This is a genomic window from Pseudomonas sp. Irchel s3a10 (genome assembly GCF_900187525.1).
In the GTDB taxonomy this organism is placed as follows: domain Bacteria; phylum Pseudomonadota; class Gammaproteobacteria; order Pseudomonadales; family Pseudomonadaceae; genus Aquipseudomonas; species Aquipseudomonas koreensis_G.
The window spans coordinates 1,144,723-1,156,493 of record NZ_FYDR01000001.1 but is presented as its reverse complement, the minus strand read 5'-3'; the positions used below and the strand labels follow the sequence as shown (position 1 = coordinate 1,156,493).

The following is an 11,771-nucleotide window of genomic DNA, read 5'->3' as shown; positions in this document are numbered from 1 at the left end:
CGCTGCGTCTCGCGGACAATTAACAACGATTAACTCGTCTGTGTCCGCTTCAAGCCCAAAAATCCGCTGAATCGAGCCTGCCCTCAGGCCAGGACCTGATGGCTGCAATGGAGTGCACGCGTGCGGAGGACGGCGCAATGAGCAACGTGGTGGTGGTCTATCACAGCGGCTATGGCCACACTCGCGTCATGGCAGAAGCCGTGGCGCAGGGCGTCGAACGGCACTTGGGCAGTACCTGTCGGTTGGTGGCGGTAGAAGAAGTCGAGTTCTATTGGGATGAGTTGCACCGCGCCGACGCGATCATTTTCGGTGCGCCGACTTACATGGGCAGCGCGTCGGCGGGCTTCAAGCATTTCATGGAGGCCAGCGCGGCGTTCTATCTGGCGAAACCGTGGCGCAACAAGGTTGCGGCCGGGTTCACCAATTCCGGAAGCCTGTGCGGCGACAAGCTCAATACATTGCTGCAAATGGCGGTGTTCGCCGCGCAGCATTCGATGATCTGGGTGGGGCTCGACCTGCTCCCGGCGCGCTCGGTGGCGGGCTGCTTCGATGGTCAGTTGAATCGTCTGGGCAGCTCGCTCGGGGCCATGTCCCAATCCAATGTCGAACAGCCCCCCGAGCAGGCGCCGCCGCTCGAAGACCGGCGCACGGCGGCACATCTGGGCGAGCGGGTGGCGCAAGTGGCGCAGCGGTTGAGGCAGCAATGAAGCGCAGGGAAATGAGCTTGGCGCGCGACAGCGTTTAGACCGCCAGGCGTATGTCGACAGGCGCGGCCGACGCTCGCGGTTTTTCGGACTTCATGCCCGCCACCTCACGACACCGCCAGGCGAACGGACTGATCCCTTCGCTGCGGGTGAAGATATGGCAGAAGTGCGCCTGATCACAGAAACCACACTCCAGGCTGATCTGCGTCAGGCTCAAGTGGGTGAACCGGATCAACTGCTTGGCGCGAGCGATGCGCTGGGTGCGGATCCAGTCCTGTGGCGAGAGTCCGGTACTGCATTTGAACGCCCGGGAAAAATGACTGCGTGACAACGAACAGGCCTCTGCCAGTTCGGTCACTTCCAGGCTTTCGCCCAGGCGTTCGAGGATCAATTGTTTGGCCCGTCGTTCGCGTTGCGGGCTGAGGCCGCCGATGCGCGGTGTGCGGAATTCGCTGGAGGGGGCGAGGGCGACTGTTTGTTGTAAGTGAGCCATGGCCAATGTCCGTGTCGGGGGGGCAACGCACGCTCGGCACGTTTCCCTCTGGTCAAAAAAACAATGTTTCGCAGAGGGTTTCATTGTTGGACGGGGCCGGAAGACTGACGAGTTAAACGTTGTTAATTGCGCTGCAAAACGTTGAACTCAGCACACCGCCGCAAGTCGTCGCCATCGACAAACACTTCCAATGGGTGCCGGTGAAATACGGCCCATACAAACGTGCGGCCAACGTACTGTTGATCAAGTAAAGTACGGCGCTATCGCACCCGACTGAACACGACTTCCCAAGCAAGGAACACGAGCCCATGAACCGTAACGATCTGCGTCGCGTCGACATGAACCTGCTGGTGATTTTCGAAGCGCTGATGTTCGAAAAGAACCTGACCCGCGTCGCCGAAAAACTGTTCATGGGCCAACCGGCAGTCAGTGCCGCGCTGGGGCGTTTGCGCGACCTGTTCGATGATCCGTTGCTGCTGCGCAACGGTCGCAGCATGGAGCCGACCGCCCGCGCGCTGGCGATTCTGCAGGAGCTGCAACCGGCGATGGATGTGATCTCCGGCGCAGTCAGCCGGGCCAAGGAGTTCGACCCGGCGAGCAGTTGCGACGTGTTCCGCATCGGCCTGTCGGACGACGCCGAGTTCGGTCTGTTTCCGCCGCTGTTGCGACAGCTTCAGCAGGAAGCACCCGGTATTGTCGTGGTGGTGCGCCGTGCCAATTATCTGTTGATGCCGGCGCTGCTGGCGTCCGGGGAAATCTCCGTCGGCGTGAGCTACACCACTGATCTGCCGGCCAACGCCAAGCGCAAGAAACTGCGCGACATTCCCTGCAAAGTGCTACGCGGCGATGATCGCCCGGGGCCGCTGACGCTGGACGAATACTGCGAGCGCCCGCACGCAATGGTGTCGTTCTCCGGTGACCTGAGCGGCAACATCGACCTGGACCTGGCCAAGGTTGGCCGGCGTCGGCGCGTGGTGCTCGGCGTGCCGCAGTTCAGCGGTTTGCGCGCGTTGCTCGCCGGCACTGAAATGATTGCCACCGTACCGGACTATGCCGCGTGTGCGCTGGTCGAAGGCTGCGCCTTGCGCGCTGAAGATCCACCGTTCCCGATCGATGCCGCACAGCTGTCGATGGCCTGGAGCGGGGTGCACGACAACGACCCGGCCGAGCGCTGGCTGCGTTCGCGGATCAGCCAGTTCATGGCGGCGCCGCTGGATATCCCGCCTGTCTGACATCTTCTCCGTGTAGGAGCTGCCGAAGGCTGCGATCTTTTGATTTTTTGTTGAAGATCAAAAGATCGCAGCCTTCGGCAGCTCCAACACAACGCAATCGAGTCTGTTGGTAACTGAGCACATCCATTCAATTTTCCCTCGCCCGTACCGAGCATGATTCAACCCGATAAGGATTAAAGGGTAGGGTCATGAGCGCATCACAACACGAAGAACAGGCACAGGATGTCGGTCTGCTGTTTCTGCGGGTCAGCGGCGGACTGTTCCTGCTGTGGGTCCACGGTTTGCCCAAGCTGCTGGATTTCAACGCGCAATTGCAGCAGATCGAAGACCCGTTCCACCTCGGCGCGCACCTCACACTCTGCCTGGCGATTTTCGCTGAAGTCCTCTGCCCGCTACTGATCGTCGCCGGGGTGCTGGCGCGATTGGCCTGCTTGCCTATTCTTTTTGTTCTGCTGGTGGCGCTGCTGGTCGTGCACCCGCAATGGAGTGTGGCCGAGGGGCAGTTCGGCTGGTTGCTGTTGATCCTGTTCGCCACTGTGTTTATCGCCGGGCCGGGACGCCTGGCGCTCAATGTTCGTCTGCCCGGAGTGCTGCGTTATGCCTGAAGCCCTGAGTCCAAAAGCACCGGGGGTCGGTGAAACCGTGACCCTGATCGTCAAGCACCGGGTCAAGGCCGGGTTTGAACAGCCTTACGAGGCATGGTTGCGCAACATCGTCCGGGTCGCCGGGCAGCGCGACGGTCACCTCGGGGTCGACGTGGTGCGCGGCAAACTGGCCGGTCTCGACACCTACACCTGCGTCCTGCGCTTTTCCTCCACCGAGGCCATGCAGCTGTGGCTGGAATCGCCGCAGCGTCAGGCGCTGGTGGATGAAGCAGCGCCGATGCTCGCCGATGGCGACCAGACTGAAGTCGCACCGGTCAACGAATTCTGGTTTGCGCCGCTGGCCGATGCCGCCAAGCCGCCGCCGCGCTGGAAGCAGGCGGTGATCACCCTGTTGGTGATCCTGCCGCACACGCTGCTGGTGCCACTGATCTGGGGGCCGCTGCTCAAGCTGCATCCGCTGCTTTCCAACTACGTGGTCGCCACGTTCCTGATCACCCTGACCATCGTCCTGTCGGTGGTGTACGTGTTCATGCCCCGCGTGACCCGGTTGTTCGCGCCGTGGCTGGAAGCCGGTCAGGCCCATGCTCACGTCGAGCCCGCGAAACAGCCGTCACGCTGACACCCATTCATCTACTCGAAAGGAACTGCGATGAACGCCGATCTGATTCTGTTCAATGGCCAATTTCATACCGTAGACCGCAGCAAGCCGCTGGCCAGTGCGGTGGCGATCAAGGACGGCCGCTTTGTCGTCGTTGGTAACGACACTCAGGCCATGGCCCTGCGTGGTTCGGCCACGCAAGTGATCGACATGCACGGGCGCTGCGTCATTCCTGGCCTCAACGACTCGCACCTGCACCTGATCCGTGGCGGCCTCAACTACAACCTCGAACTGCGTTGGGAAGGCGTACCGTCGCTGGCCGATGCATTGCGCATGCTCAAGGAGCAGGCCGACCGCACGCCGACCCCGCAATGGGTGCGCGTGGTTGGTGGCTGGAACGAATTCCAGTTCGCCGAAAAACGCATGCCGACCCTCGAAGAACTCAACCAGGCCGCACCGGACACTCCGGTATTCGTCCTGCACCTGTACGACCGCGCGCTGCTCAACCGCGCCGCACTGCGCGTCGCCGGTTACACCCGCGACACGCCGAACCCACCGGGCGGCGAGATCGTGCGTGATGCCAACGGCAATCCGACCGGGATGCTGGTGGCAAAACCCAATGCGATGATTCTGTACTCGACGCTGGCCAAGGGGCCGAAGCTGCCGCTGGAATATCAGGTCAACTCGACCCGGCAGTTCATGCGCGAACTCAATCGCCTCGGTCTGACCAGCGCGATCGATGCCGGCGGTGGTTTCCAGAACTATCCCGACGATTATCAGGTGATCGAGCAACTGGCCAAGGACGACCAGTTGACCGTGCGCATCGCCTACAACCTGTTCACCCAGAAGCCGAAAGAAGAGCTGACCGATTTCCAGAACTGGACCGGCAGCGTCAAGTTGCACCAGGGCGACGATTACCTGCGGCACAACGGCGCCGGCGAGATGCTGGTGTTCTCCGCCGCCGATTTCGAAGACTTCCTCGAACCGCGCCCGGACCTGCCGCAGACCATGGAGCAGGAGCTGGAACCGGTGGTGCGCCATTTGGTCGAGCAGCGCTGGCCGTTCCGCTTGCACGCCACGTACAACGAGTCGATCAGCCGCATGCTCGACGTGTTCGAGAAGGTCAATCGCGACATTCCGTTCAATGGCTTGCCGTGGTTCTTCGACCACGCCGAAACCATCACACCGCAGAACATCGAGCGGGTGAGGGCGCTGGGCGGCGGCATCGCGATTCAGGATCGCATGGCGTTCCAGGGCGAATACTTCGTTGACCGTTATGGCGCGAAAGCCGCCGAAGCCACGCCGCCGATCAAACGCATGCTCGCCGAAGGCGTACCGGTCGGTGCCGGCACCGATGCCACGCGGGTTTCCAGCTATAACCCGTGGACATCGCTGTACTGGATGGTCAGCGGTCGCACCGTCGGCGGTCTGGCCTTGTACGAAGAAGGTCTGCCACGCACCACCGCGCTGGAACTGTTCACCCACGGCAGCGCCTGGTTCTCGTCGGAACAGGGCAAGAAGGGCCAGATCAAGGTCGGGCAACTGGCGGATCTGGCGGCGCTGAGCGCGGACTTCTTCCACGTCGAGGAAGAAGCGATCAAGTGGATCGAGTCGGTGCTGACCGTGGTCGGCGGCAAGATCGTCTACGCCGCCGGCGATTTCGAAGACCTCGGCCCACGCTCGATCCCCGTGCTGCCGGACTGGTCGCCGGTGGTCAAGGTGCCGGGCCATTGGCGCCCGAACTCGCCTTTGCAGGCGCAAGTGCACCAGTGCGTCGGTGCCTGCGCGGTGCACTCGCACAGCCATGAAAAAGCCCGACTGTCGAACGCACCGGTCAGCGACTTCGCCGGGTTCTGGGGCGCGTTCGGCTGTTCCTGCTTCGCTTTCTGATCATTACAAAAAGCGCCGGCCAACCGGTCGGCGCCTCACGCAACAACCATCCACCGAGGAGTTTCCCATGAGCGTTCCCTACAAGCGTCTGAACAAAGATGATGCGGTCGTGCTGCTGGTCGACCACCAGACCGGTCTGATCTCGCTGGTACAGGATTTCACCCCTAACGAATTCAAGAACAACGTGCTGGCGCTGGGTGACATCGCCAAGTTCTTCAAGCTGCCGACCATCCTCACCACCAGTTTCGACGCCGGCCCGAACGGTCCGATCGTGCCTGAGTTGCGCGAGCAATTCCCCGATGCACCGTTCATTCAGCGTCCAGGCCAGATCAACGCCTGGGACAACGAAGACTTCGTCAAGGCGATCAAGGCCACCGGCCGCAAGCAACTGATCATCGCCGGTGTGGTGACGGACGTTTGCGTAGCATTCCCGACCCTGTCGGCCATTGCTGAAGGTTTCGAAGTGTTTGTGGTCACCGATTCTTCCGGCACCTTCAACACCACCGTGCAACAAGCGGCATGGGCGCGGATGTCGGCGGCCGGCGCACATCTGCTGAACTGGTTCTCGGTGGCGTGCGAGCTGCAAGGTGACTGGCGCAACGACATGGAAGGCCTGGCGCATCTGCTGTCCGAACGCCTGCCGAACTACCGCAATCTGATCAACAGCTACACCAAGTTCACGGCCAAGTAAGAAGATCAAAAGATCGCAGCCTGCGGCAGCTCCTACATTGGAACGTGTTCCTCTGTAGGAGCTGCCGCAGGCTGCGATCTTTTGCTTTTAACGTTTCTGCAACCAACCGAGAAAACCACCCTTGCGCACCGCCACCGGTTTGGCCATCAACGCCAGCCGGCTGTTCTGCTGTCGCACCGCCTGCAATTTGTTCAACGCCTGGCCGACTTCGCTGCGCTGCGCCATGTATTGGCGGGTCAGGGCTTTATCGAGACGATAGATGATGCTCGACGTCAGCGCGGTGAACGTGGCCTGCGACGGGGTATCGGCGAGGATGCTCTGTTCGCCCATGACCTCGCTCGGCCCCATGCGTCCGGCTTCGGTCTGGCCGCTGCCATCGGGCACGGTCGCACTGACCACGCCAGTGGCGATGACAAACAGACTGTCGGGCACCTCATCCAGACCCAACACCACCTGGCCGGCCGCGTACTGCTGCGCGACCATCGATTCGGCGAGGCGATCACGTTCCTCATGGCTCAACGAGCGAAAAACTTTCACTTCATCAAGCAGTGCCCGGGCGCGGGTCGAGGGTTCGATCACGCCATCGGGATGGCGGGAAATACCTGCGGCTTCGAGATGCCGATGGGCGAGGTCGAACAGTTGATTGCGCACTTCGCCTTTCTTGCTCAGTTCACTGATGAAACCGCTGGCGACGTACTCCGACATTTCCTCGCCGGCCTCTTTCAACACGGCTTTGGGCGGCGGATTGAGCAGCAGACTGCTGCTGCCCTGCAGGGTGCGGTCGAGGGCGTCGAGTACCCGTCGTGGGCGAATGTGATTCGGCACCTTGATGCTGATCGAGACGCCGTGCAGGTTAGTCGGGCGACTCAGATTGACGATCTTCGCCTTGGCTGCCACCGAGTTCGGCACCACGGCCAGGGTGCCGGTGCTGGTCAGCAGATGCGTGGCGCGCCAGTCGATGTCGATGACTTTGCCTTCGACGCCGTCGATCACCACGAAATCGTCGACCTGATACGGCTTGGTGGTGTTGAGCACGATCCCCGAAAACACGTCGCTCAAGGTGCTTTGCAGCGCCAGACCGACGACGATCGCCACCACCCCGGAAGTCGCCAGCAAGCCTTTGACCGGCAGCTCCAGCACATAGCCGGCGGCCGCGACGATCGCCGCCAGAAACACCAGCGCGCCGATCACATCCTGCAACAGCCGACCGCTGTGGCCGATGCGCCGCATCAGCGCCAGACCGATCACTTCGGTCAGCACCCGCGCAGCGTACAGCCACCAGACAATCCCCAGCGCCGTTGCACCCAGTTGCATCACCCGGTCATCGGCGAACAGCGGCGCCTGCAACGGGCTGATCTCGGCGTTGATGATCAATGCGCTGAACGCCAGAAACAGCGCCAGGCGAATACCGACTCTCGGTGCGCGGTGCCTGAACGGCGCGAGGTGCCAGAGCAGCGCGTCGAGCAGCAGCAGGGCGGCGCTCCAGGACAGTGGGTGGGTGAGGAGGATGGACATGGCGATCTCCGGAACTGCATGAACGTCGGTGTTGAAGAGGCTTTTGTGGTGAGGGGATTCATCCCCGATGGACTGCGCAGCAGTCCCCTGCCTTTTTGGTTAGCAGTGGGGTCGCTTCGCAACCCATCGGGGATGAATCCCCTCACCACAAGGGTTCTTGCAATCAAAAAACTCGCCACACCGTCAGGTGTGGCGAGTGAGGGGGCTTCAGTTCAGATGTGTTTTCAACTCAGCCGCCGCCTGCCGCACGGCCGCTTTCACTTCGGGAATCTGACTCAGCGGATTGAGCAAGCCAAAGTCATGAATCATCCCGTTGTATCGCACCGAGGTCACCGGCACACCGGCCGCATCCAGATGCCGCGCGTAGCCTTCGCCTTCATCACGCAACACGTCGAATTCGGCGGTCTGCACCAGCGCGGCGGGCAGGCCCTTGAGCTGTTCAGCGCTGGCGTTGAGCGGCGAGGCGTGGATCTGTGCGCGCTCGGCCGGGTTGGTGGTGTAGTTGTCCCAGAACCATTGCATCATGCCCTTGGTGAGGAAATGTCCCTCGGCAAACTGCTGGTACGAGCCGTCGTCGAACTGCGCGTTGGTCACCGGCCACATCAGCAGCTGGAAGCGCAGGGCCGGGGTTTGCTGCTCCTTGGCCATCAGCGCCACGACCGCCGCCATGTTGCCGCCGACGCTGTTGCCGGCCACCGCCAGACGCTTGCCGTCGACCCCGATCTGCTTGCCGTTTTCCGCGACCCATTTGGTCGCGGCGTAGGCCTGATTGATCGCCGTCGGGTACTGCGCTTCCGGCGACGGCGTGTAATCGACGTACACCGCGACCGCTCCAGAGCCGACCACCAGATCGCGAATCAGGCGCTGGTGGGTCGGGTAATCGCCCAACACCCAGCCGCCACCGTGGAAGAACATGAACACCGGCAACTCGCCTTTGACCTTGGCTGGCCGCACCACTTTGAGGTTGATCGTCTGGCCATCGACCTTGATTGCCTTGTCACTGACTTCAACTCCGGACAGATCAACCTTCACCGAGGCCTGAGCGCCGGTCAGCACTGCACGCGCATCCTTCGGGCTCAGTTGCTCCAGCGGTTTGCCACCGCCCGCGGCGAGGGCTTCGAGGAAGGCCTGGGTCTGGTGTTCGACACCCGGGCTGCCGGCGGCGAACGCGTTGCCGATGGACAGGGCGAGGAGGGATGCGGTCAGGGTATTTTTGATGTTCATGCTCAATTCCATTTTCGATTGTTTGAGTGCCCTGTAGGAGCTGCCGAAGGCTGCGATCTTTTGATCCTGTTTTTGCCTTTGTCCCCGTGAGTTGAGGATCAAGATCAAAAGATCGCAGCCTTCGGCAGCTCCTACAGGGTTGGGGTTTGGTTCCAACACCGTGAGCACAGATTAATGAGCTGTCGAAAAGTGAAAAAGCGGCTATAAAGCGTTTGACTGTCTACCAGAGAGTGACAATGAACCCGTTCGAAGACATGCGTATTTTTTGCCAGGTCATGGACTCCGGCAGTTTCACCGCCGCGGCCGATCAGTTGGGCCTGTCCAAGCAGTTCGTCAGCCGCCGTTTGATGCAGCTCGAAGAGCGCCTCGGTGTGCGGCTGTTGAACCGTTCCACCCGACGCCTCGACGTCACGCCACTGGGCCAGAGCTACTACGAATCGGCGCTGCGTCTGCTGGGCGAAGTGGAACAGGTCGAGCAGGGCATCGCCGGGCAGACCGCCGAGCCGCGCGGGACCATTCGCGTCAGTGCACCGCTGTCATTTGCCGTCGCGCATCTGGGCTGTCTGCTGCCGCTGTTCCTGCAGCGCTATCGCGATGTCACCGTGGAGGTGGATTTGAGCGACCGTCCGGTGGACCTGCTCGGCGAAGGCTACGACCTGGCGCTGCGCATCGGTGTGCTGGAAGACTCGACGCTGATCGCCCGGCGCATCGCCGCCATCGAACGGGTGTACTGCGCCAGCCCGGCGTATCTGGCCGAACGTGGCACACCGCTCAATCCCGAAGATCTGCACAGCCACGACTGTCTGCCGTACGGCCACGGTCGTTCGGTGCAGTGGCGCTTCAACGCAGGTCAGGGCAAGCCGCTGCTGGTCAACGTCACCGGACGCATGCGGGTGAACAACGGCGAGTTGCTGCGCGATGCGGCGGTGCAGGGGATGGGGATTACCTATCTGCCAACGTTCATCGTCGGCGCGGCGCTGAAGGACGGGCGGCTGCTGCCAGTGCTCGACGATTACCGCCCCGAACCGCTGACCCTGTCGGCGGTGTACCCGCAGCACCGCCAGGCTTCGCGCCCGGTGCAGGCACTGGTGGAATTCCTGCGCGAACGCCTGAATCAGATGTGACCACGCCAAAAGTGTGGGAGCGGGCTTGCTCGCGAAGAGGTCGTGTCAGTCGATATCCATGCTGACGGATACACCGCCTTCGCGAGCAAGCCCGCTCCCACAGGTTTTGTGGCGTGTGCATGAAACCTTGTGGGAGCTTTTTGCAGCGATGAGGCCGGGTCGTAAAAAGCTCTACGAAGCCGCCGCATTACCCCTGTGGGAGCGGGCTTGCTCGCGAAAGTGTCCTGTCAGCCAACATCTCCGTTGCCTGACTCACCGCTTTCGCGAGCAAGCCCGCTCCCACAATGGCACTGTGGGTTGGCTTACAAGTTTGCAACAATCCGAATTGCCGGGCTGTTCTAGACTCGGGGCCGCTCAATCACGAGCATCGCCCGGAGTGCGCCATGGAAGTGCCCAACAATAAAACCGCCATCGACAGCAATCGACAGGCGTGGAACGATTCCGCTCGCCATCACCGTGAATCAGCGGAATGGCAAGCGCTGTTGAACGACGTGTCGAAGGCTGACTTCTCCTGTCTCGACGACACCTTGCGTGGCGTGCTGGAGCAGGTCGGCGTCGACGGCAAAGAGCTGATTCAACTCGGTTGCAACAACGGTCGCGAAAGCCTGTCGCTGTTTGCCCTCGGTGCGCGCAATGTGGTCGGCGTCGATCAATCGGAGGCGTTTCTCGAACAGGCACGCGAGTTGAACCAGCGCTCGCCACACAACGCCGAATTCATCGAAAGCGATATCCATCACCTGCCAGCGTCATTACATAGCCGCTTTGACGTGGCGCTGATCACCATCGGCGTGCTGAACTGGATGCCCGACATCGGCGAGTTCTTTCGCCACGTGGCGCTGACCCTGAAACCGGGCGGCAAACTGGTGATCTACGAAACCCATCCGTTTCTGGAAATGGTCGACCCTGAAGGCCAAGACCCGTACCGCCTCGCCAGCTCCTACTTCCGCGCCGAGCCATTTGTGCAGGAAGAGCCGATTGTCTACGTCGGCAAGGTTGAGCAGCAGGCGGCAAAGTCCTACTGGTTTGTGCACACCCTCGGCGCCATTTTCAGCGGCGCCATCGCGGCCGGCCTGAACATCGCGCACTTCAAGGAATATGCGCATTCGAACCGGGAAGAGGTGTACGACCAGTACCTGAATCAGCCAGCGCAGATGCCGCTGTGCTTTACCCTGGTCGCCAGCAAGGCCTGAATGGTTGATCGCGACAACCGGCCTCTTCGCGAGCAAGCCCGCTCCCACATTGGATCTGCGTCATACATAAATCCATTGTGGGAGCGGGCTTGCTCGCGAAGGCGTCGATAAGGTTTCAAGTCTGGCTGAAAGACTCTGAACCAACTTCGCCCGTTTGATCGTTCTGAATTTTCGAGCAAGCCTGTGCTACATAGCCGATGGCTCGAAGCAACTCTACATCATCGTCATCGCTCAGCACTTGTTTCAGATATTCACGAATTGCCGCGACATCAACGAGTAATGACGGCATCTCTAGGCTGGTGAGTTTGTAGCTCAACGTTCTGCCCCTTGTGTTTTTTTGCGCCAATTTACTTGATCACGCGATTGGCAACAGTCAGGCATAGCCTTTAGGCCAGGAGGGCGATTCTTTTTCGGGTGTGGGCAAAGTCGTGAATTACGCAGAGAACATAGCGAACGACTTTCCTGCTCGCGATGGCGCCCTAATGGCCGCCATCGCTTTTACGAT

At 61.1% G+C, this 11,771-nt stretch carries 13 protein-coding genes; 9 read left to right on the top strand and 4 right to left on the bottom strand.

Features of this window, described 5'->3' with window-relative positions:
* Window positions 1-137 precede the first annotated feature (137 nt).
* Entirely contained in the window at window positions 138-707 is a 570-nt protein-coding gene (locus CKW11_RS05150; RefSeq protein WP_095136686.1) for a flavodoxin family protein, read from the top strand.
* A 34-nt stretch (window positions 708-741) separates the two neighbouring features.
* Here the strand turns inward: CKW11_RS05150 and CKW11_RS05145 are convergent, their stop codons facing one another.
* A complete protein-coding gene (locus CKW11_RS05145; RefSeq protein ID WP_095136685.1) occupies window positions 742-1,197 on the bottom strand; it encodes a helix-turn-helix domain-containing protein in 456 nt (151 codons plus the stop codon).
* A gap of 119 nt (window positions 1,198-1,316) precedes the next feature.
* Between CKW11_RS05145 and CKW11_RS28775 the strand changes: the two genes are divergently transcribed.
* From CKW11_RS28775 to ycaC, 6 genes are all read left to right on the top strand, one after another.
* Window positions 1,317-1,448, top strand: a complete 132-nt coding sequence (locus tag CKW11_RS28775; protein WP_256582021.1) for a hypothetical protein — start codon at window positions 1,317-1,319, stop codon at window positions 1,446-1,448.
* A gap of 57 nt (window positions 1,449-1,505) precedes the next feature.
* Window positions 1,506-2,429 carry a LysR family transcriptional regulator gene (locus tag CKW11_RS05140; RefSeq protein WP_095136684.1) on the top strand — a complete coding sequence of 308 codons (924 nt, stop codon included), beginning with the start codon at window positions 1,506-1,508 and terminating at the stop codon, window positions 2,427-2,429.
* A 188-nt stretch (window positions 2,430-2,617) separates the two neighbouring features.
* Complete coding sequence (locus CKW11_RS05135; protein ID WP_095136683.1) at window positions 2,618-3,034, top strand: DoxX family protein; 417 nt, start codon at window positions 2,618-2,620, stop codon at window positions 3,032-3,034.
* The gene (locus CKW11_RS05130; RefSeq protein ID WP_095136682.1) at window positions 3,027-3,653 is read left to right on the top strand and encodes an antibiotic biosynthesis monooxygenase; all 627 of its coding nucleotides are present in this window, start codon (window positions 3,027-3,029) and stop codon (window positions 3,651-3,653) included. Before CKW11_RS05135 ends, CKW11_RS05130 begins: the two co-directional genes overlap by 8 nt.
* Before the next feature lie 30 nt (window positions 3,654-3,683).
* Window positions 3,684-5,522 (top strand): amidohydrolase, encoded by a 1,839-nt coding sequence (locus CKW11_RS05125; protein WP_095136681.1) that lies wholly within the window; start codon window positions 3,684-3,686, stop codon window positions 5,520-5,522.
* A gap of 67 nt (window positions 5,523-5,589) precedes the next feature.
* Window positions 5,590-6,213, top strand: a complete 624-nt coding sequence (gene ycaC, locus CKW11_RS05120) for an isochorismate family cysteine hydrolase YcaC (protein WP_007961287.1) — start codon at window positions 5,590-5,592, stop codon at window positions 6,211-6,213.
* Between the two features lie 87 nt (window positions 6,214-6,300).
* On the opposite strand, the gene CKW11_RS05115 is transcribed toward ycaC, so the two are convergent.
* Window positions 6,301-7,728: a mechanosensitive ion channel family protein gene (locus CKW11_RS05115; protein WP_095136680.1), complete on the bottom strand. Its 1,428-nt coding sequence runs from the start codon at window positions 7,726-7,728 to the stop codon at window positions 6,301-6,303.
* A gap of 207 nt (window positions 7,729-7,935) precedes the next feature.
* Window positions 7,936-8,952, bottom strand: coding sequence for an alpha/beta hydrolase (locus tag CKW11_RS05110; protein WP_095136679.1), 1,017 nt, complete (start codon window positions 8,950-8,952; stop codon window positions 7,936-7,938).
* Window positions 8,953-9,188: 236 nt separating this feature from the next.
* On the opposite strand from CKW11_RS05110, the gene CKW11_RS05105 reads away from it, so the two are divergent.
* Window positions 9,189-10,076 carry a LysR family transcriptional regulator gene (locus CKW11_RS05105; protein WP_095136678.1) on the top strand — a complete coding sequence of 296 codons (888 nt, stop codon included), beginning with the start codon at window positions 9,189-9,191 and terminating at the stop codon, window positions 10,074-10,076.
* Window positions 10,077-10,459: 383 nt separating this feature from the next.
* Entirely contained in the window at window positions 10,460-11,266 is an 807-nt protein-coding gene (locus tag CKW11_RS05100) for a class I SAM-dependent methyltransferase (RefSeq protein ID WP_095136677.1), read from the top strand.
* A 115-nt stretch (window positions 11,267-11,381) separates the two neighbouring features.
* Here CKW11_RS05100 and CKW11_RS27625 read toward each other — a convergent pair whose 3' ends face one another.
* On the bottom strand, window positions 11,382-11,582 hold the full coding sequence (locus CKW11_RS27625; protein WP_143499927.1) for a transcriptional regulator: 201 nt from the start codon (window positions 11,580-11,582) through the stop codon (window positions 11,382-11,384).
* Window positions 11,583-11,771 lie beyond the last annotated feature (189 nt).